The sequence below is a fragment of the Burkholderia lata genome (assembly GCF_000012945.1).
In the GTDB taxonomy this organism is placed as follows: Bacteria; Pseudomonadota; Gammaproteobacteria; order Burkholderiales; family Burkholderiaceae; genus Burkholderia; species Burkholderia lata.
Window position 1 is genome coordinate 2,476,502 of the sequence record NC_007510.1, and the last position, 20,856, is coordinate 2,497,357.

Here is a 20,856-nt window from a genome sequence, read left to right on the forward strand (position 1 = left end):
CATGCGAATGCGCCGGGCAAACCAGACGCGCCATTCTACCGGCGCCCTTCATCGAAGAGACAAGGAGACTCCGTGACGATCTACAAGCTGGGCGATACGGCCCCGACGATCCACGAAAGCGTATTCGTCGCCGATACGGCGGCCATCATCGGCAAGGTCGTGCTCGAGGAGAACGCGAGCGTCTGGTTCGGCGCGACGATTCGCGGCGACAACGAGACGATCACCGTCGGTGCGGGCAGCAACGTCCAGGAAGGCGCGGTCCTGCATACGGACCCCGGCTTTCCGCTGACGATTGCCGAAAACGTGACGATCGGGCACCAGGCCATGCTGCACGGCTGCACGATCGGCGAAGGTTCGCTGGTCGGTATCCAGGCGGTGGTCTTGAATGGAGCGGTCATTGGCCGCAACTGTCTGGTTGGTGCCGGCGCGGTCGTGACGGAAGGCAAGACGTTCCCGGACAACTCGCTGATTCTCGGCGCACCGGCGAAAGTCGTGCGCGAGCTGTCGGCGGAAGACATTGCGCGGCTGCGCACGAACGCGCAGACGTACGTCGAGCGGCGTGCGCATTTCAAGGAGCAACTCGTGCGGATCGGGTGATTCGCACGGATTTCAAGGAAGAAGAGTGAGCGACCAGTTACAGAAATTCATGTTCAATGCGGCGCCCGTGCGCGGCGAGATCGTTTCGCTGCGCAATACGTGGCAGGAAGTGCTCTCCCGCCGCGACTACCCAGCCCCCGTGCGCACGGTGCTCGGCGAGATGATGGCCGCGTGCGCGCTGCTGTCCGCGAACCTGAAATTCAACGGCACCCTGATCATGCAGATCTTCGGCGACGGGCCGGTCCAGATGCTGGTCGTCCAGTGCGGTTCGGATCTGTCGATGCGGGCCACCGCGAAGTTCGCCGGCGATTCCGCGCAGACGATCGGCGACGACACGAGCTTCGCGTCGCTCGTCAACGCGAGCGGCCACGGCCGCTGCGTGATCACGCTCGACCCGGCCGACAAGCTGCCGGGCCAGCAGCCGTACCAGGGCATCGTGCCGCTGAACGGCGTCGACGGCGCGCACGAATCCGTCTCGCAGGTGCTCGAGCATTACATGCATCACTCGGAGCAGCTCGACACGCGGATGTGGCTCGCGGCCGATCGCGACCGCGCGGTCGGCATGCTGCTGCAGAAGCTGCCGGGCGACGGCGGCATCGTTCCGCGTAACGCCGAAACCGATATCGATACGTGGGAGCGCGTCTGCACGCTCGGCGGCACGCTGTCCGCGAAGGAACTGCTCGAAGTCGAACCGGAAGTCGTGTTCCGCCGGCTGTTCTGGCAGGAAAACGTGCAGCACTTCGAGCCGGCCGGCACGCGCTTCCAGTGCTCGTGCTCGCGCGAAAAGGTCGGTGCGATGCTGCGCATGCTCGGCCGTGAAGAAGTCGACAGCGTGATCGTCGAGCGCGGCCACGTCGAGATCCATTGCGAGTTCTGCAATCAGCGCTATGAATTCGATCCGGTCGACGTCGCGCAGCTGTTCGCGGCACCCGGCGTCGAGACGGGCATCGCGCCCGCGACCGAGCAGCGTCACTGAGCAGTGGCCCGATGCCCGCCTTCCGGGCACGGGCGCATAATGACGCACGAGCGTCGCACGCACGGCTCCGGCGCCGAAGTCACGCACTTCGGCGCAAGCCGCTTCCCGTCGTCGGCGTGCTGCAGGAGAAACACATGAATCGCCCACTTCATCGACCGTTTCATCGACCGTTCCGCACCATCGTCCTGACGAGCGTTGCCGCCGGCACGCTCGCACTCGCCGGCTGCGCGATGCCGCCGCCGACGTCCACGATCCTGAGCCGCCTGCCCGAACCCGGTGCATCGGGCGGCCAGCCGCCCGCGCTGTCGAGCGCCGAACGCAAGCGCTATGACGAGATCGACCAGCAGGTGCTGCGCGAACAGAACAGCGCGATGGCAGCCGAGGCCGCCGCGCGCGCGTGGGCCTATTACTCGCCGCCGCCGGTGACGGTCTATGGCGGGTATTACGGCGGATGGGGCAATCGCTGGGGCTCGGGCATCAGCTACGGCTACCCGGGATGGTGGTGGTGAGCGTGCATCGCTCAGCCGATTGATTACCGGCAGGAAATAAAAAAGCGCGGCATTTCCCGCGCTTTTTCAATGGATTCGAGCCATCGCGCTCAGTGATGCGCGGCCTTGCCCTTGTCGCCGCCATGATGCCGCGACGGCCTCGCGATCGACTGCGGATTCGGCACGACACGCACCGGTGCCGCGGATACGGCACCGCGCGTCGACGTATTCGACGGCGTGTTGTTCAGCGGTGCAGCAGGCGCATTCGGCGACACGAACTGCACGAATACCTCGCCGTCCTTCACCATGCCCATCTCGTAGCGCGCGCGCTCTTCGATGGCCGCGGTGCCGCTCTGCAGATCCTGCACTTCGCCTGCAGTGCGCTCGTTGCGCAGCTTCTCGTCCGCGTTCTTCTGGAGCTGGTCGTCGAGCTGCTGACGCAATTCATGCACCCGCAGCCAGCCGCCGTGTCCCCACCATAGGGGGTACTGAATGAGCGCCAGCAAGGCAATCAGGACGACAGTGACAAGCCGCATTTAAGAACCGCAGATATAAGAAGCGCCGCTCCGCGCACGTGCACAGAGCGGCGTCGATATGACGAACCCGATAGTAGCGCGTTAGCGCAGGTTATAGAAAGCCGATTTACCCGGGTAGCTTGCGATGTCGCCGAGATCTTCCTCGATGCGCAGCAGCTGGTTGTACTTCGAGATACGGTCGCTGCGCGACAGCGAACCCGTCTTGATCTGACCGGCGTTCAGGCCGACCGCGATGTCCGCGATCGTCGAATCTTCCGTTTCACCCGAGCGGTGCGAGATCACGGCCGTGTAGCCTGCGCGCTTCGCCATTTCGATTGCCGCGAACGTTTCGGTCAGCGTACCGATCTGGTTGATCTTGATGAGGATCGAGTTCGCGATGCCCTTCTCGATGCCTTCCTTCAGAATGCGCGTGTTCGTGACGAACAGGTCGTCGCCGACCAGCTGCACCTTCTTGCCGAGGCGATCGGTCAGCAGCTTCCAGCCTTCCCAGTCGCTTTCGTGCATGCCGTCCTCGATCGACACGATCGGGAACTTGTCGGCGAGCGTCGCGAGGTAGTCGGTGAATTCGGCCGACGACAGTTGCAGGCCTTCGCCCGCGAGCTGGTACTTGCCGTCGTGGTAGAACTCGGATGCCGCGCAGTCGAGTGCGAGCAGCACGTCTTCGCCCGCACGGTAGCCGGCCTTCTCGATCGCCTGCAGGATCGTCGACAGGCACTCGTCGTTGCTGCCGAAGTTCGGCGCGAAGCCACCTTCGTCGCCGACTGCCGTGCTCATGCCGCGGTCGCTCAGGATCTTCTTCAGTGCGTGGAACACTTCCGCGCCGCAACGCAGGGCTTCACGGAACGTCGGCTGGCTCACCGGGACGATCATGAATTCCTGGATGTCGAGGCTGTTGTTCGCGTGCGCGCCGCCGTTGACGATGTTCATCATCGGCACCGGCAGTTGCATGGCACCCGAACCGCCGAAGTAGCGGTACAGCGGCAGGCCTGCCTCTTCGGCGGCTGCCTTCGCGACGGCCATCGACACGGCCAGCATCGCGTTCGCGCCGAGACGCGACTTGTTGTCGGTGCCGTCCAGCTCGAGCAGCGTCTTGTCGAGGAACGCCTGCTCCGACGCGTCGAGGCCCATGATGGCTTCGGAGATTTCGGTGTTGATATGCTCGACTGCCTTCAGCACGCCCTTGCCGTTGTAGCGGCCGGCTTCGCCGTCACGCAGTTCGATCGCTTCACGCGAGCCGGTGGACGCGCCCGACGGCACCGCCGCGCGGCCCATCGTGCCCGATTCGAGCAGCACGTCGCATTCGACGGTGGGGTTGCCGCGCGAATCCAGAATCTCGCGGCCGATGATATCTACGATTGCACTCATGGGTTTCCTCTGAGAATGACGATGGATTCTTCAAACTGCGACGGCGCACGCGCCTGAACCGCTTTCGCTACAGACGCGCGAAGCCGTCGCAAGGTTCATTCGATCTTTAATTGAAATCGTTTTCCAGGAACGGATTGCGCTTCACCGCCTGGTCGAGCGTGACGAGGGTCTCCAGCAGCGCACCCATCCGGTTCAGCGGCACCGCGTTCGGGCCATCCGACTTTGCTTCGGCCGGATTCGGGTGCGTTTCCATGAAGAGGCCCGCGACGCCCGTCGCGACCGCCGCACGTGCGAGCACCGGCACGAATTCGCGCTGGCCGCCCGAGCTCGTACCCTGCCCGCCCGGCAGCTGCACCGAGTGGGTCGCGTCGAACACGACCGGCGCGCTCGTCTCGCGCATGATCGCGAGCGAACGCATGTCCGACACGAGATTGTTGTAGCCGAACGAGACACCGCGCTCGCACGCCATGAAGCGGTCTTCCGACAGCCCCGCTTCACGGGCCGCTTCGCGCGCCTTGTCGATCACGTTCTTCATGTCGTGCGGCGCGAGGAACTGGCCCTTCTTGATGTTGACGGGCTTGCCCGAGCGCGCGCACGCATGGATGAAATCGGTCTGGCGGCACAGGAACGCCGGCGTCTGCAGCACGTCGACGACCGATGCGACCTGCTCGATCTCGTCGATCGAATGCACGTCGGTCAGCACCGGCAGGCCGAGCTGGCGCTTCACCTCGGACAGGATCCGCAAGCCCTCGTCCATTCCAAGGCCACGAAACGACTTGCCCGAGCTGCGGTTCGCCTTGTCGTAGGACGACTTGTAGATGAACGGAATGTTCAGCTTCGCGCAGATCTCCTTCAGGCGGCCCGCCGTGTCGATCGTCATTTGCTCCGATTCGACGACGCAGGTACCCGCGATCAGGAAGAAAGGCTTGTCGAGACCGACCTCGAAATCGCACAGCTTCATGCTTACACTCCGCGCGCTTGCTTGTTGGCAAGCGCAGCTTCGACGAATGACTTGAAGAGGGGATGACCGTCACGCGGCGTGGACGTGAATTCCGGGTGGAACTGGACGCCGACGAACCACGGGTGCATCGAACGCGGCAGCTCCATCATTTCCGGCAGATCCTCGCTCGGGGTACGGGCGCTGATGATAAGGCCGCCGGCTTCGAGCTGGGGCACGAAGCGGTTATTGACTTCATAACGGTGGCGATGGCGTTCGTTCACGTCCTTGCCATAGATCTCTTCCGCCATCGTGCCCGGCTTGATCGGGCAGCGCTGCGACCCCAGGCGCATCGTACCGCCGAGATCGGATTCCTCGGTGCGCGTCTCGACCTTGCCGTCGCGGTCGTACCATTCGGTGATCAGCGCGACCACGCGTTCCGGCGTGTCCGGCTCGAATTCCGTGCTGTTCGCCTGCTTCAGGCCGACGACGTTGCGCGCGAACTCGATCACTGCGAGCTGCATGCCGAGGCAGATGCCGAGATACGGCACCTTGGCTTCACGCGCATAGCGGATCGCCGCGATCTTGCCTTCCGTGCCGCGACGGCCGAAACCGCCCGGCACCAGCACGGCGTCGAGGTGCTTCAGGCTGTCGACGCCGTTCGTCTCGATCTCTTCCGAGTCGATGTATTCGATGTTGACCTTGGTCGACGTGTGCAGCGATGCGTGGCGCAGCGCCTCGATCAGCGACTTGTACGACTCGGTCAGGTCGACATACTTGCCGACCATGCCGATCGTCACTTCGTGCTTCGGGTTCTCGAGCTTCTCGACGAGCTCCGACCACATGGTCAGATCGGCATCCTTCGGCGACAGCTTCAGCTCTTCGCAGATGATGCGGTCGAGGCCCTGGTCGTGCAGCATCTGCGGAATCTTGTAGATGCTGTCGGCGTCCCACACCGAGATCACGGCGTCTTCCGGCACGTTCGAGAACATCGAGATCTTCTTCGATTCGTCGTCCGGAATGCGGCGGTCCGCACGGCACAGCAGCACGTGCGGCAGGATGCCGATCTCGCGCAGCTTCTGCACGCTGTGCTGGGTCGGCTTCGTCTTCAGTTCGCCGGCCGTCGCGACGTACGGCACCAGCGTCAGGTGCACGAAGCACGCGCTGTTGCGGCCGAGGCGCAGGCTCATCTGGCGCGCGGCTTCCAGGAACGGCAGCGACTCGATGTCGCCGACCGTGCCGCCGATCTCGACGATCGCGACATCCGGCTCACCGCAGGTGGCCGACGCGGCCCCGCGCTCGATGAACGCCTGGATTTCGTTCGTGATGTGCGGAATGACCTGCACGGTCTTGCCCAGATAATCGCCGCGGCGTTCCTTGCGGATCACCGATTCGTAGATCTGGCCGGTCGTGAAGTTGTTGGCCTTGCGCATCTTCGTGCTGATGAAGCGCTCATAGTGGCCGAGGTCGAGGTCCGTCTCCGCTCCATCTTCCGTCACGAACACTTCGCCGTGCTGGAACGGGCTCATCGTGCCGGGGTCGACGTTGATGTAGGGATCGAGTTTGAGGAGGGTGACTTTCAGACCGCGCGATTCGAGGATCGCGGCGAGGGAAGCGGCGGCAATACCCTTGCCAAGGGAAGAAACTACGCCGCCGGTGACGAAAACATATTTGGTCATCGCTGGATGCTCGCGGGAAAAACGGATTATACCGTAAAGCCCACCTTTCTCTCAGCAATTGACTCGATGATCGCGCCCTTTCGTGCCGACCCGCACCAGCCGTGCGCGCCCAGGCGAAGCCGCCCGCCGGCCGGTGCAACCGTGCGTGCCGGAGGCAGCGCCCCGGCCGCCAAACCCTGCGTCAGGCGCGCTTCGCGAGCGGGGTGACGCCCTGCGACACATCGCCCTCCACCGCCTTCAGTGAATTCAGCATCCGCTGCAATGCGCGGGCGGTTTCGAGCGGCCGCTCCATCGGGAACAGGTGGCTGCCTTCCAGCCATTCGACGCGGCCGCGCGCCGCGCGACGCGTCGCATCGAGCCCGACCTGGCGCACCTCGCGCGAACGCGTGCCGGCGAGAAAGCCGAGCGGCACCGGCGCGCCGTGCGCGAGCCGCGGGCCGAGCGTGTGCGGCAGCGTCCGGTAGATCAGGTATTCGACCTGCCGGTCGAACGCGAGCGAGCGCTCGCCATCGGCGCCGGCCTGCGGAATCCCGTAGTCGATGTAGTCGGCGAGCATCCGTTCGTCCCAGCGCGCGAACGCCGGTTTCTCGCGGAAGTGCCGCCAGACTTCGTCGCGGCTCACCCAGCGCGTGCGCCGGTTGCGCGTCGCGGCGGCCGGCGACAGCCGCTCGTCGAGCCCCGCCCACTGGCTCGCGCGCAATGCGCCGGCACGCCAGCCCGCGATGATCGGCGAATCGATCATCACGACGCCGCGCACCCATTGCGGCTTCTTCAGCGCGGCCATCAGCGACAGGTAGCCGCCGAGCGAATGGCCGACGAGCCAGACGGGACGCTCGTAGCGGCTGCCGATGTCGTCGAGCAGTTGCTCGACGAGATGCGGCCAGTCGCGCGTCACCGGGTAGCGGCGGTCGTGGCCGATCCGTTCGATGTAGCGCAGCTCGTAGTCGTCGGCCAACTCGGCGAAGATCGTGCGGTACGTCGACGCCGGAAAGCCGTTCGCATGCGAGAAGTGGAGGATGTCCTTCAAACGCCGATGTCTCCTTTGTCGGCGAGAGTTAGTGCTTCAGCACTTACTCTCGTCCCATGCTTCGCGGTCGGCCCGAGTTGGCGCTTCAACGCTCACTCCGGTCTTATGCTTCGCGTTCTGCCGGGCTCACGCTTCGGTATTGTGCGCGGGTCCCGGGCCTTGTTTCCTGATACGCGGGCTCTCGCCGCGCTCATCGATCCATCCAGTACCGTCGCCGAACGTCGCGATGACGCTCGAAGGCAAACCCGCCGTTAGCCGGCGCGACGTCGAACCGCACGGCGCCGTCGCGATCGGTGCGCGGCAGCGGGATCCCGCGCGCCTCGTAACGGGCGAGAACCGTCCGGTGCGGATGTCCGAATCGATTGCGATAGCCTACAGGAAATACCGCAACGCGCGGCCCGACCGAATCGAGGAAAGGCTCAACCGACGACGTGCGGCTGCCGTGGTGCGGAACGACCAGGATCTGTGCGGCCAGCGCGTCGCGCGCCGCGTCCACGAGCCGGCGTTCGCCGCGCGCGTCGACGTCGCCCGTCAGCAGCGCGGACGTCTCGCCCGCGTCGATGCGCAGCACGCACGACTGCCCGTTCGACGAGCCCGTGCCCGGGCCGCCCGGCGGCCACAGCATCGTGAACGTGACGCCGTCCCAGGTCCAGCGCTGCCCGGCCGCGCACGGCAGCTGATCGGTGACGCCGGCGGCGGCCGCATCGCGCCACAGCCGGCTGCCCGGCGCAATGCCGGCCAGCAGCTGACGCACGTCGGCAACGGCATAGACGGCCGATGCGCCGCCCGCGTGATCGGCATCCGCGTGACTGAGCACGAGCGAATCGATCACCGCGATGCCGCGTGCACGCAACGCCGGCGCGACGATCCGTGCGCCGGCGTGGGTCGACTCCGCACCCGGCCCGGCGTCGAACAGCAAGGTTCGCCGCGCGGTCTCCACCAGCACCGACGCGCCCTGCCCGACGTCGAGAACGGTCAGCCGGAAGCCGCCCGGCGGCGGCGCATCGGCAGCCGGCGCGACGAGCGGCAGCCACGTGAGCGGGGCAGCCCAGCGCAACGGCCAGCCGCGCGGCATCAACGCCCATGCGACGCCCACGCAGGCCAGCACCAGCGTCGGCCAGTCCGGCATGCGCAGCCAGAACACGCCGGCCGGCCAGTCGGCAAGGTGCCCGAGCAACGTCATCATCGGTTCGAGCGCCGCGTGCGCAAGCCGGAACGCATACGCATCGAGCGGCGCAGGCAACGCGATGCCGGCCAGCACGACCGGCGTCACGACCGAACTGACCCACGGAATCGCGAACGCATTGCCGAACGGGCCCGACAGGGAAACTTGCGCGAACCATGCGGCCGTCAGCGGCGCGAGACCGATCGTCACCGCGTACTGCACGCGCGTGGCCTCTGCAATACGGCGTCCGGCGCGTGCACCCCACGCGCGCAACCGGCTCGACAGGCCGGCCGCGCCGTCGCCCTCCTCGCCCTCCTCGCTCTCCGCATCGGCCTCACGCGCGGCACGCCAGCCGGCGACGGCCAGCAGGATCACGACAACCGCCCCGAACGACAGCCAGAACCCGGCCGACAGCACGGCCCACGGATCGGCAAGCAGCACGCCACCGAGCGCCACGCACAGCACCGCGGAAGCCGGTACGCTGCGCCCGGCCAGGTACGCGATGCCGCCGGCCGCGATCATCCACCACGCGCGCTGCGCCGGCACGTTGAAGCCGGCGAGCGCCGCGTAGCCGGCCGCGGCCGCCAGCGCGGCGAGCGCGGCCGCGTACGGTGCCGGCAACATCAGCGTCGCGGCCCGTGCGCGCCAGCGCAGGCGGCGCCAGACCATCGATACGAGCCCGCCTGCGATCGCACCGACGAGCCCGACATGCAGGCCCGAAATTGCGACCAGATGGCTCGTACCCGTGCTGCGCAGCACGCGCCAGTCGTCATCGCCGATGCCCGACTGATCGCCGATCGCGAGCGCGGCGACGATGCCGCGATGGCCGGCGTCGCTGCCGAGCGTCTCGCCGATACGCGAGCGCAGCGCGTCGCGCAGCCGATCGATCGATGCACGCCATCCCGATGCGCGCGCATCGATCAATTCCGCCCGCCGGGGCGCGCTGACATAACCGATCGCGCGAATGCCGGCGGCCAGCCACGCCGCCTCGCTGTCGCGCACACCCGGATTGGCCTCGGCATGCGGGCGCTTCAGTCGCACGACGAATCGCCAGCGTTGCGCGGCGCGCAAATCAGGCAGTGGATCGCGTGTCGCCGATGCGCCATATGCACGCCACGACAGCCGGATCAACGGCGGAAAGCGGGCCAGCCCCGCATCGTTCGACTCGACCGCGAACAGCAACCGCGCGCCTGTCTCGTCGACCACGGGCAGCCCCCGGATCACGCCGGTGACGACGATGTCGCGCCCTTCCCACTCGACGGGCAGGTTGTCGCCCAGCCGCCATTCGGCCCGCGCAGCTGCATAGCCAAACCCGACGTCACAGGCCGCGAGCGCGCACAGCATCCATCCGAACGCGACGGTCGTACGCGTGCGCCGGCCACGCATGCTCCACGTGCCGAGCACCACGCAGCCTGCGAGCACGGCTGCACCGATCGTCCATGCGAGCGCACCCGGCAACGCCGCCTGCCGCTGCAGCACGACCACGCCGAGCGCGAACGCGATCCACCACACGCGCATCGCCCCTCCTCGTCGACCCGGCACCGCCCTTGAGCATGCGGCGCCTTCCGGCAACGATTATGCGGACGAAAGTGCGAGTCGCGGCAGCGCGGCGAGCGCGTTAGCCGAAGTGCATAGGGACACTGCGCCGGCGTCGATCCCGCGCAGTTCGGCAAGCACGTCGCCGATGCGCGGCACCTGGTCGGGCGTGTTGCGGGATTTGTACGCCCATTCGGGCGCGATGTCGGGCGCGTCCGTCTCGACGACGATCGCCTCGAGCGGCAATTGCGCCGCGAGCCGGCGGATCTGCAGCGCGCGCGTGAAGGTCACGTTGCCGCCGAAACCGAGATGAAGCCCGTGTGCGAGATACGCTTCGGCCTGCTGGAAACTGCCGTTGAACGCATGCGCGATGCCGCGCCGCACGCCGAAACGGCGCAGCCCGGCGAGCACGCGATCCTGCGACTTGCGCACGTGGCACAGCACGGGCAAGTCGAATTCGCGCGCGAGCTTGAGTTGCCCCTGGTAGAAGAACTGCTGCCGGTCTTCGTCGAGCCCGGGCACGAAATAGTCGAGCCCGATCTCGCCGATCGCGACGAAGCGCGGATCGTCGAGGCTCGCCTCGATCTCCATGCGCAACAGGTCGAGATCCTCGTCGCGTGCGCGTGGCGTATACATCGGATGGATGCCGAGCGCGTAGACCGCGCCCGGCGTGTGCTGCGCGAGTTCGCGCACCGTCGTGAAGTTGTCGCGCCCGACGCTCGGGATCACGATGCGCGACACGCCGGCCGAGCGCGCCGCGTGCGCGACCGCGTCGCGGTCGGCGTCGAACTCGGCGGCATCGAGATGGCAGTGCGTGTCGATCCACATGGCGGCAGTCCTGCGCCCTGGCGCCGCGCCGGGGCAACCCCGGCAGCAGGCCAAGCGCGTTCGCTTCTTACACCGGCAGCGCCGGCTCCTCGTGCAGCACGCCGTCGCGCAACCGCATGATGCGGTCGCAGCGCGCGGCGAGATCGGGATCGTGCGTGACGATCACGAAGCTCGTTTCGAGCGTCTCGGACAGCTCGAGCATCAGGTTGAACACCGTATCAGCCGTCGTGCCGTCAAGGTTGCCGGTCGGCTCGTCGGCGAGCACGCACGCGGGCTTCGTGACCAGCGCGCGCGCAATCGCGACGCGTTGTCGTTCGCCGCCCGACAGCTCGCCCGGCCGGTGCTTCGCACGCGGGCCGAGACCGACGCGCTCGAGCATCGTCTGCGCCTGCTCGCGCGCGTCCTCGGTCGTCATCCGGCGAATGCGCAGCGGCATCGCGACGTTGTCGAGCGCGGTGAACTCGGGCAGCAGGTGATGGAACTGGTAGACGAAGCCGAGCGCACGGTTGCGCAGTTCGTTGCGCTCGCGCTCGGCGAGTTGCGTGAACGGCTTGCCGAGCAGCGACACCTCGCCCGCGCTCGGCTCGTCGAGCCCGCCGAGCACGTGCAGCAGCGTGCTCTTGCCGGAACCCGACGCGCCGACGACCGCGAGCTTCTCGCCGCGCCGCACCGTCAGCTCGGTATTGTTGAGCACCTGCACGTTGAAGCCGCCCTGCACGAAAGCCTTCGTGACCCCGCGCGCCTGAAGCACGTATTCCTGCATACCTGCCGAATCCTGTCTGTTGTGTTGTCGTGAATCCGCGAATGCGGTCGCGCGATCATTCATAACGGAGCGCCTCCGCCGGCTTCACCTTCGCGCCGCGCCAGCTCGGATAGAGCGTCGCGATCGCCGACAGCGCGAATGCGATCAGCCCGATCCGGATCACGTCGCTCGCGACGAGTTCCGACGGCAGTTCGCTGATGAAGTACACGGACGGCGGCAGGAACTGCACGCCGAACAGGTGCTCGATCATCGGGATCAGCCACGGGATGCTCCACGCGATCAGGCAGCCGAGCGCGACGCCCGACGCCGTGCCGACGAAACCGATCGTCACGCCCTGCACGACGAAGATCTTCATGATCGATCCCGGCTGCGCGCCGAGCGTGCGCAGGATCGCGATGTCGGCCTGCTTGTTGGTCACGGTCATCACGAGCGACGACACGAGGTTGAACGCGGCCACCGCGATGATCAGCGTGAGGATGATGAACATCATCCGCTTCTCGATCTGCACGGCCGAGAACCACGTCTTGTTCTGCTGGGTCCAGTCGCGGATGTACAGGCTGCCCGACAGCGTATGCGACAGCTCGACCGCCACGTCCGGCGCCTTCTGCATGTCCTTCAGCCGCAGCCGCACGCCGGTCGGCGCGGACATCCGGAACAGCGCCTCGGCGTCGCGGATGTTGATCATCGCGAGCGTGCTGTCGTATTCATAGTGCCCGGACTCGAACACGCCGACGACCGTGAACTGCTTCAGCCGCGGCATCATGCCGGCCGGCGTGATCGACCCTTCCGGCGCGACCAGCGTGACCTTGTCGCCGACCGTCACGCCGAGGTTGCCCGCGAGCGCATCGCCGAGCACGATGCCGAACTGGCCCGGCACGAGCGCGCCGAGCTGGCCCGCCTTCATGTCCTTGCCGATGTCCGACACCTGCGGCTCGAGCGTCGGTTCGACGCCGCGCAGCATCACGCCGCTCACCGCGTCCTGGCGGGTAAGCAACGCCTGCGCATCGACGTACGGCGCCGCGCCGATTACCGACGGATTGCGGCGTGCTTCCTGCGCGGTCAGTTGCCAGTCGGGCATCGACCCCGTCGGCGAGAACACCTCGACGTGCGCGAGCACCGACAGCATGCGGTCGCGCACTTCCTTCTGGAAGCCGTTCATCACCGACAGCACGACGATCAGCGCCGCGACGCCGAGCGCGATCCCGAGCATCGACACGAGCGCGATGAAGGAAATGAAGCCGTTACCGGTCGTGCGTTTGCCGGCGCGCGTGTAGCGCCAGCCGATCTGCCATTCGTACGGAAGTTTCAAGCGAATCCTTTCTGCTGGTTACGGCGGGGAGGCGCCCCGCGGCCGGACCGCCGCCCGGTGGCGGCCACCGGCCCGGGCACGGTCGAAAAACGGCCGCCGGACGCGAACGGGCCGTCAGCCGGCCCGATCACGCGCGCAGTTTGCCATACAATGCGCACCATCATGCACGACCGACGCCTCCATTTTCTCGTTCCGTTCGCGCTGCCGTCGGCGGCCGATGCGGCCTCGTCCCTGCACACGCTGGACAGCCCCGCGCTCGAAAAGTTGCTCGCCCGCGCCAGCCTCGTCGAGCGCGTGACCGGCGAGGACTTCCAGCGCACGCTGCCGCACGAGCGCTGGCTGGCCCGCCAGTTCGGCGCAACCCAGGGCAACGCCGCGGACGAGGCGCCGCTCGCGCCCTACATGCTGCTGGCCGACGGCGGCGACCCCGGCGCGCACGCGTGGGCCTGCGTCGAGCCCGTCCACGTCGAAATCGCGCACGATCACCTGGTGCTCGTCGATCCGGCGGCCCTCGCGCTCAATGACGGCGACGCAGCCGCGCTGCTCGCGGTCGCGCGGCCGCTGATCGAAGAGCTCGGCGTCCGGCTCGAGGCGCCGAACCCGTCACGCTGGTACCTGTCGAGCGAGCAGCTCGCCCGCCTCGCCGGCGCCGCGCCGCTGCGCGCGAGCGGCCGCAACATCGAAATCTGGCTGCCGCACGAGGCCCATACGGGCGAGCGCTCGCGGATGTGGATGAAACTGCAGAACGAAGTGCAGATGGCGTGGTTCCAGCATCCGGTCAACGAGGCCCGCGAGGCGCGTGGCCTGCCGACCGTCAATTCGATCTGGTTCCATGCACAAGGCACGCTGAAGCCGGTCGGCAAGCCGTTCGCGCGCGTGCTGTCCGCGTCGCCCGCGGCGCTCGGCCTCGCGCACGCCGCGCAAGCCGACGCCGGTGCGCCGCCTGCCGCGTTCGGCACGCTGCCCGCCGCCGATGGCGCGACGCTGGTCGAACTGCCGGCGCTGACCACCCCGTTCATCGAGCAGGACTGGGCGCGCTGGCACGACGGACTCGCCGCGCTCGAGCGCGACTGGTTCGCGCCGGCCCTCGGCGCGCTGCGGAACGGCGAACTCGCGAGCGTCGATTTCACGCTGTGCGGCGACACGAGCTCCGTAACGCTGCACGCGACGCGCGGCGACCTGCGCAAGTTCTGGCGCCGCCGCGCGCTGGCCTCCCTGTTCGAATAACAAGCAGACCCCGTATGACCCGGATCGTTACCCGCCCCGTCGCGCCCGCCGACGCCGAAGTGCTCGCGCGCCACGGCCTGCATCCCGTCCTTGCGCGCCTGTACGCGTCGCGCGGCGTGCAGTCCCCCGCCGACATCGAGACCGCGCTCGCGCGGCTCGTTCCGCCCACCGAGCTGAAAGGCTGCGCCGACGCGGCATCGCTGCTCGCCGACGCGATCGCCGACAAGCGGCGCCTGCTGGTCGTCGCCGACTATGACTGCGACGGCGCAACCGCCTGCGCGGTCGCGGTGCGCGGCCTGCGGATGTTCGGCGCGCAGATCGACTACCTGGTGCCGAACCGTTTCGAATACGGCTACGGCCTCACGCCCGAGATCGTCGAACTCGCGGCCGCGCGCAAGCCCGACCTGCTGATCACCGTCGACAACGGGATCGCGAGCGTCGCGGGCGTCGAGGCCGCGAACGCACGCGGCATCGACGTGCTCGTGACCGACCACCACCTGCCCGGCGACGCATTGCCCGCCGCGCGCGCGATCGTCAACCCGAACCAGCCCGGCTGCGTGTTCCCGAGCAAGCACCTCGCCGGCGTCGGCGTGATGTTCTACGTGCTGCTCGCGCTGCGCGCCGAGCTGCGCCGCCGCGGCGCGTTCGCGAGCAAGGAAGCCGAGCCGCGCCTCGACGGCCTGCTCGACCTCGTCGCGCTCGGCACCGTCGCCGACGTCGTGCGGCTCGACGGCAACAACCGCGTGCTCGTCGCACAGGGGCTGCAGCGCATCCGCAACGGCCGCATGCAGCCGGGCATCGCCGCGCTGTTCCGCGCGGCCGCACGCGAAGCGCGCACGGCGTCGGGCTTCGACCTCGGCTTCGGCCTCGGCCCGCGCCTGAACGCCGCCGGGCGGCTCTCCGACATGTCGCTCGGCATCGAGTGCCTGATCACCGACGACATCGGCCGCGCGTGGGATCTCGCGCAGCAACTCGACGTGATGAACCGCGAACGCCGCGAGATCGAGGCCGGCATGCAACAGCAGGCGCTCGCCGATCTCGCCGACGTCGATCCCGCCGACGCGTGCACGATCACCCTCTTCAACCCCGAGTGGCACCAGGGCGTGATCGGCATCGTCGCCGGCCGGCTCAAGGAAAAATTCCACCGCCCGTCGTTCACGTTCGCGCACGCGGACGACGAAGGCAAGCGGGTCAAGGGGTCGGGCCGCTCGATTCCCGGCTTCCACCTGCGCGACGCGCTCGACCTCGTGTCGAAGCGCGAACCGGACCTGATCGTCGCGTTCGGCGGCCACGCGATGGCGGCCGGCCTCACGCTCGACACCGAGAACGTGCCGCGCTTCGCGGCCGCGTTCGAGGCCGTCGCGCGCGAATGGCTGTCCGACGACGCGCTCGCCCGCGTGATCGAGACCGACGGCGAACTCGAGGACGCATATTTCACGCCGCAGTTCGTCGGGCTGCTCGACGAGGCCGTCTGGGGGCAAGGTTTTCCGGCCCCGCTTTTCTCGGGCGAATTCGACGTCGTGTCGCAGTCGCTCGTGAAGGAAAAGCATCTGAAGCTGCAGCTGGCGCGCGGCCGGCAGCGCTTCAACGCGATCTGGTTCAACCACACGGAGCCGCTGCCGGAGAGCGCGCTGGTCGCATACCGCCTCGTCGCCGACACGTGGAACGGCGTCACGCGCGTCCAGCTGATCGTCGAACACGCGGCCGGCTGAGCGCGGGCCGCCCGGCCTGCGCAGCCCGCCGAGGCATGCACGCCGCGCCGGACGGGGCCGCGGCGCGCGTGCGAGCACCGTTTGCGTCACCGGGCAACCCTGCCGATCGGCTATAATTCCGCTTTTTTACGAAGCAAGAATAGCGAACGATCATGGAAGCGGAACGTCTCAACGCGATCGAAAGCTCCCTGCTCGACCTGCGCACCCGCGCGGGCGAGCTTCGGGGGTATCTTTGACTACGACGCCAAAGCTGCGCGTCTGACCGAAGTCAACAAGGAACTCGAAGACCCGAACGTCTGGAACGATTCGAAGAACGCCCAGGCGCTCGGTCGCGAGAAGAAGCTGCTCGAGGGCGTCGTCACGACGCTGACGGCGCTCGATAGCGACCTGCGTGACGCGCTCGACCTGTTCGAGTTGGCCCGCGAGGAAGGCGACGAGGACACCCTCGTCGCGTCGGAAGAAGACGCCGCGAAGCTCGCGTCGCGCGTCGGCGACATCGAGTTCCGCCGGATGTTCTCGAACCCGGCCGATCCGAACAACTGCTTCATCGACATCCAGGCCGGCGCCGGCGGCACCGAGGCGTGCGACTGGGCATCGATGCTGTTGCGCCAGTACCTGCGCTACTGCGAACGCAAGGGCTTCAAGGCCGAAGTGCTCGAAGAGTCCGACGGCGACGTCGCCGGCATCAAGAATGCGACGGTCAAGGTCTCGGGCGAATACGCGTACGGCTTCCTGCGCACCGAAACAGGCATCCACCGCCTCGTGCGCAAGTCGCCGTTCGACTCGTCGGGCGGCCGCCACACGTCGTTCTCGTCGGTGTTCGTCTATCCGGAAATCGACGACTCGATCGAAGTCGAGATCAACCCGGCCGACCTGCGCATCGACACGTACCGCGCATCGGGCGCGGGCGGTCAGCACATCAACAAGACCGACTCCGCGGTGCGGATCACGCACATGCCGACCGGTATCGTCGTGCAGTGCCAGAACGACCGCTCGCAGCACCGCAACCGCGCCGAAGCGATGGCGATGCTGAAATCGCGCCTGTACGAAGTTGAAATGCGCAAGCGCCAGGCCGAACAGGACAAGCTCGAATCGAGCAAGACCGATGTGGGCTGGGGCCACCAGATCCGTTCGTACGTGCTCGACCAGAGCCGCGTGAAGGACCTGCGCACGAACGTCGAAATGAGCAACACGCGCGCCGTCCTCGACGGCGACCTCGACGACTTCATCAGCGCGAGCCTCAAACAGGGCGTGTAAGCGCCGCGGCGCGACCCTGCCGGGTCGCGCCCCCTTGCCCTTCCCGTTTGCGTTGCCGCACCCACTCCGAATTCCGACCATCATGACCGAACCGACCCAAACGCAGCCCGCCGTCACCGCGGACGAAAACCAGATCATCGCCGAGCGCCGCGAGAAGCTGCGCGCCCTGCGCGAGCAAGGCGTCGCCTACCCGAACGATTTCCGCCCGACGCATCACGCAGCCGATCTGCAGACGACCTTCGCCGACTCGGACAAGGCCGCGCTGGAAGCGAACCCGGTCGAGGTGTCGGTTGCCGGCCGGATGATGCTCAAGCGCGTGATGGGCAAGGCAAGCTTCGCGACGGTGCAGGACGGTTCGGGCCAGATCCAGTTCTTCGTGACGCCGAACGACGTCGGCGCGGAAACCTACGACGCATTCAAGAAGTGGGACCTCGGCGACATCGTCGCCGCGCGCGGCGTGCTGTTCCGCACCAACAAGGGCGAGCTGTCGGTCCAGTGCAAGGAACTGCGCCTGCTGTCGAAGGCGCTGCGTCCGCTGCCGGACAAGTTCCACGGCCTGTCGGACCAGGAAATGCGCTACCGCCAGCGCTACGTCGACCTGATCGTCACGCCGGAAACGCGTGATACGTTCCGCGCCCGCACCAAGACGATCGCGTCGATCCGCAAGTTCATGGACAACGCCGAGTTCATGGAAGTCGAGACGCCGATGCTGCACCCGATCCCGGGCGGCGCGGCCGCGAAGCCGTTCGTCACGCATCACAACGCGCTCGACATGCAGATGTTCCTGCGCATCGCACCGGAGCTGTACCTGAAGCGCCTGATCGTCGGCGGCTTCGAACGCGTGTTCGAAATCAACCGCAACTTCCGGAATGAAGGCGTGTCGCCGCGTCACAACCCGGAATTCACGATGATGGAGTTCTACGCCGCGTACACCGACTATCGCTGGCTGATGGACTTCACCGAGCAACTGATCCGCCAGGCGGCGATCGATGCGCTCGGCACCGCGACGATCCAGTACCAGGGCCGCGAGCTCGACCTCGCGAAGCCGTTCCACCGCCTGACGATCACGCAGGCGATCCAGAAGTACGCGCCGGACTACACCGCCGGCCAGCTGTCGGACGACGCGTTCCTGCGCACCGAACTGAAGCGCTTCGGCGTCGACGTATCGCAGCCGGCGTTCCTGAACGCGGGCATCGGCGCGCTGCAACTCGCGCTGTTCGAGGAAACGGCCGAAGCGCAGCTGTGGGAGCCGACCTTCATCATCGACTACCCGGTCGAAGTGTCGCCGCTCGCACGTGCATCGGATACGGTGCCGGGCATCACCGAGCGTTTCGAGCTGTTCATGACCGGCCGCGAAATCGCGAACGGCTTCTCGGAGCTGAACGATCCGGAAGACCAGGCTGCGCGCTTCAAGAAGCAGGTCGAGCAGAAGGATGCGGGCGACGAGGAAGCGATGTTCTTCGACGCCGACTACATCCGCGCACTCGAATACGGGATGCCTCCGACCGGCGGCTGCGGGATCGGCATCGACCGTCTCGTGATGCTGCTGACCGACAGCCCGACGATCCGCGACGTGCTGCTGTTCCCGCATCTGCGCCGCGAAGACTGATCGCCGCGCCCGCGTGTGCGCCGCGCCCTGCGGCGCGCACGCATCAGCTTTGTAACCACGCGTAAATCCCGCCAGCCGGCGTCCGCCGGCTTTCGACCCCGCCCCGTTTTATCCCCTCGTCGCGACGGCCTTCTCCGGGTTTTCCCTGTCATGACTGCCGGCGCCCCGCTGCAATTCGTTACACCTTGATACGGCGCGCCGCGTGCCGGTGGACGACACTCCTCTTGCGTCACCACGCATGACCACGGGACCAGAACAAGGCGCAGGAACGCCAAGTCTGCTCGAGCCCGCAGCGTGGGGTCCGGCCCGGCACCGCAACGCCGATCCGGATCGACATCGGAGAAAAAAATGGACAACCAGAATCAGACCACGCCGCAAAAGCAACGCCTCCACCCGCTCATCGCTACCGCCGCCGGCGCCGTCATCGTCGCCAGCCTCGCGGCGACGGCCGCGATCACCGGCGTGTTCCCGAAGGCCAGCAGCAGCAACGAACAGAACGGCCAGACCCAGGCCGCACTGATCGCATCGCAGCCGGCCGTCGATACGGCCGCCGCTGCCAGCGCCGCACTGGCCGCTCAGGCCAAGCAACAAGCGGCTGAACAGGCCGCCCAGGCCGCCGCGCAGCAGAAAGCCGCCGTCGCGCAGGCCGAGCCGAAGCCCGCACCGCGCCCGGCCGCGCCGCATCGCCGTCACACGACGGCACCGCAGCCGCCGCAATACGCACAGCAACCGTCGGCACCCGCGCAGACCTACTGCCAGAGCTGCGGTACGGTCGTCTCGGTCACGCCGATCCGCACGCCTGGCCAAAGCTCGGGCATCGGTGCGGTCGGCGGCGCCGCGGCGGGCGGCCTGCTGGGCAACCAGTTCGGCCACGGTAACGGCCGTACCGCGATGACGATCATCGGCGCACTGGGTGGCGGCCTCGCCGGCAACCAGGTGGAAAAGCAGGTGCGCGCGGAAACCGACTACCAGGTGCAAGTGCAGATGGAGAGCGGCGCGACGCGCACGTTCACGTACCGCAACCAGCAGCCGCCGTTCGGCCAGGGCCAGCGCGTGCGGATCGAGAACGGGTCGCTGGTCGGCGCGTGATCGCGTGACGCCCCTGCCCGCGTATCGACCGCGGGCAACCGGCCTGAAAATGAAAACGGCTCGTGAGCGATTGCTCACGAGCCGTTTCTTTCATTACCGGCCGGCTGCGCCATTGCGGCGCACGCGGTATTCAGTCTTCGTCGTCGAAGTCCGATTCGTCGATCCAGTGGGCCTGGATCGCCTCGAGGATCTTCTCGCCGGAATGCGTCGGATCGTCGTTGAAGCCATCGAGCTCGAGCACCCACTGGCGCAAGTCGACGAAGTTGATCCGCTGCGGGTCGATGTCCGGGTGCTTGTCCGCCAGCGCAATGGCTATTTCACGCGAATCGGTCCATTTCATCGCCTGCCTCCGGTTCCTGTCAGTGGTTTTCCTTCGCGTGGTTGATCGAGTACTTCGGAATCTCGACCACCAGGTCCGAATCTTCCTTCACGATTGCCTGGCACGACAAGCGCGACGTCGGCTCGAGGCCCCACGCCTTGTCCAGCAGATCGTCCTCGTCCTCCTCGGACGGCGTCAGGTCGTTGAAGCCTTCGCGGATCACCACGTGGCACGTCGTGCACGCGCACGATTTCTCGCATGCATGCTCGATCTCGATCCCGTGTTCGAGCAGGTTGTCGCAGATACTCTTGCCGGGCGTCGCGTCGATCACTGCGCCATCCGGGCACAGTTCGACGTGAGGCAGCACCACCAGTTGAGGCATGTCCGTTCCGTCAGTCAGGGTGCGGCGCCAGGCGCCGCACGGTTCATTATCGCGC

General features: G+C 67.1%; 19 protein-coding genes. 8 read left to right on the plus strand and 11 right to left on the minus strand.

Going from position 1 to position 20,856, the window contains the following annotated elements:
* Positions 1–72: 72 nt before the first annotated feature.
* The 3 genes from BCEP18194_RS17155 (at position 73) to BCEP18194_RS17165 (ending at position 2,082) form a co-directional block, all read left to right on the plus strand.
* Positions 73–597, plus strand: coding sequence for a gamma carbonic anhydrase family protein (locus tag BCEP18194_RS17155; protein ID WP_011352540.1), 525 nt, complete (start codon positions 73–75; stop codon positions 595–597).
* Between the two features lie 25 nt (positions 598–622).
* Positions 623–1,573 (plus strand): Hsp33 family molecular chaperone HslO, encoded by a 951-nt coding sequence (gene hslO / locus BCEP18194_RS17160; RefSeq protein ID WP_011352541.1) that lies wholly within the window; start codon positions 623–625, stop codon positions 1,571–1,573.
* A gap of 134 nt (positions 1,574–1,707) precedes the next feature.
* Positions 1,708–2,082, plus strand: a complete 375-nt coding sequence (locus BCEP18194_RS17165) for a hypothetical protein (RefSeq protein WP_011352542.1) — start codon at positions 1,708–1,710, stop codon at positions 2,080–2,082.
* A gap of 89 nt (positions 2,083–2,171) precedes the next feature.
* Here BCEP18194_RS17165 and ftsB read toward each other — a convergent pair whose 3' ends face one another.
* From ftsB to BCEP18194_RS17210, 9 genes are all read right to left on the minus strand, one after another.
* Positions 2,172–2,597: a cell division protein FtsB gene (ftsB, locus tag BCEP18194_RS17170; protein WP_011352543.1), complete on the minus strand. Its 426-nt coding sequence runs from the start codon at positions 2,595–2,597 to the stop codon at positions 2,172–2,174.
* 81 nt (positions 2,598–2,678) lie between these two features.
* A complete protein-coding gene (eno, locus tag BCEP18194_RS17175; RefSeq protein ID WP_011352544.1) occupies positions 2,679–3,962 on the minus strand; it encodes a phosphopyruvate hydratase in 1,284 nt (427 codons plus the stop codon).
* Positions 3,963–4,068: 106 nt separating this feature from the next.
* The gene (gene kdsA / locus BCEP18194_RS17180) at positions 4,069–4,923 is read right to left on the minus strand and encodes a 3-deoxy-8-phosphooctulonate synthase (RefSeq protein ID WP_011352545.1); all 855 of its coding nucleotides are present in this window, start codon (positions 4,921–4,923) and stop codon (positions 4,069–4,071) included.
* 2 nt (positions 4,924–4,925) lie between these two features.
* Positions 4,926–6,578: a CTP synthase gene (locus tag BCEP18194_RS17185; protein ID WP_011352546.1), complete on the minus strand. Its 1,653-nt coding sequence runs from the start codon at positions 6,576–6,578 to the stop codon at positions 4,926–4,928.
* Positions 6,579–6,759: 181 nt separating this feature from the next.
* Entirely contained in the window at positions 6,760–7,605 is an 846-nt protein-coding gene (locus tag BCEP18194_RS17190) for an alpha/beta fold hydrolase (RefSeq protein ID WP_011352547.1), read from the minus strand.
* Between the two features lie 190 nt (positions 7,606–7,795).
* On the minus strand, positions 7,796–10,288 hold the full coding sequence (locus BCEP18194_RS17195) for a DNA internalization-related competence protein ComEC/Rec2 (RefSeq protein WP_011352548.1): 2,493 nt from the start codon (positions 10,286–10,288) through the stop codon (positions 7,796–7,798).
* A 57-nt stretch (positions 10,289–10,345) separates the two neighbouring features.
* Positions 10,346–11,134 (minus strand): TatD family hydrolase, encoded by a 789-nt coding sequence (locus tag BCEP18194_RS17200; RefSeq protein WP_011352549.1) that lies wholly within the window; start codon positions 11,132–11,134, stop codon positions 10,346–10,348.
* 67 nt (positions 11,135–11,201) lie between these two features.
* Entirely contained in the window at positions 11,202–11,960 is a 759-nt protein-coding gene (gene lolD, locus BCEP18194_RS17205; protein WP_011352550.1) for a lipoprotein-releasing ABC transporter ATP-binding protein LolD, read from the minus strand.
* On the minus strand, positions 11,953–13,206 hold the full coding sequence (locus BCEP18194_RS17210; protein WP_011352551.1) for a lipoprotein-releasing ABC transporter permease subunit: 1,254 nt from the start codon (positions 13,204–13,206) through the stop codon (positions 11,953–11,955). Before BCEP18194_RS17210 ends, lolD begins: the two co-directional genes overlap by 8 nt.
* 150 nt (positions 13,207–13,356) lie before the next feature.
* On the opposite strand from BCEP18194_RS17210, the gene BCEP18194_RS17215 reads away from it, so the two are divergent.
* The 5 genes from BCEP18194_RS17215 to BCEP18194_RS17235 all read left to right on the plus strand — a co-directional run bounded on the left by BCEP18194_RS17215 (position 13,357) and on the right by BCEP18194_RS17235 (position 20,100).
* On the plus strand, positions 13,357–14,433 hold the full coding sequence (locus BCEP18194_RS17215) for a hypothetical protein (protein ID WP_011352552.1): 1,077 nt from the start codon (positions 13,357–13,359) through the stop codon (positions 14,431–14,433).
* A 14-nt stretch (positions 14,434–14,447) separates the two neighbouring features.
* Positions 14,448–16,145 carry a single-stranded-DNA-specific exonuclease RecJ gene (gene recJ, locus BCEP18194_RS17220; protein WP_011352553.1) on the plus strand — a complete coding sequence of 566 codons (1,698 nt, stop codon included), beginning with the start codon at positions 14,448–14,450 and terminating at the stop codon, positions 16,143–16,145.
* A 152-nt stretch (positions 16,146–16,297) separates the two neighbouring features.
* Positions 16,298–17,402, plus strand: a protein-coding gene (gene prfB, locus BCEP18194_RS39810; RefSeq protein WP_157687188.1) for a peptide chain release factor 2 whose coding sequence is annotated in 2 segments (ribosomal slippage) — positions 16,298–16,378 and positions 16,380–17,402 — 1,104 coding nt in all. Because the reading frame shifts where the segments join, the coding sequence is not laid out codon by codon here.
* Positions 17,403–17,484: 82 nt separating this feature from the next.
* Complete coding sequence (gene lysS / locus BCEP18194_RS17230) at positions 17,485–19,011, plus strand: lysine--tRNA ligase (protein ID WP_041492890.1); 1,527 nt, start codon at positions 17,485–17,487, stop codon at positions 19,009–19,011.
* 348 nt (positions 19,012–19,359) lie between these two features.
* Positions 19,360–20,100, plus strand: a complete 741-nt coding sequence (locus tag BCEP18194_RS17235; protein ID WP_011352556.1) for a glycine zipper 2TM domain-containing protein — start codon at positions 19,360–19,362, stop codon at positions 20,098–20,100.
* Between the two features lie 130 nt (positions 20,101–20,230).
* On the opposite strand, the gene iscX is transcribed toward BCEP18194_RS17235, so the two are convergent.
* Complete coding sequence (gene iscX / locus BCEP18194_RS17240; RefSeq protein ID WP_011352557.1) at positions 20,231–20,440, minus strand: Fe-S cluster assembly protein IscX; 210 nt, start codon at positions 20,438–20,440, stop codon at positions 20,231–20,233.
* A 19-nt stretch (positions 20,441–20,459) separates the two neighbouring features.
* Positions 20,460–20,801 carry an ISC system 2Fe-2S type ferredoxin gene (gene fdx / locus BCEP18194_RS17245; protein ID WP_011352558.1) on the minus strand — a complete coding sequence of 114 codons (342 nt, stop codon included), beginning with the start codon at positions 20,799–20,801 and terminating at the stop codon, positions 20,460–20,462.
* Positions 20,802–20,856 lie beyond the last annotated feature (55 nt).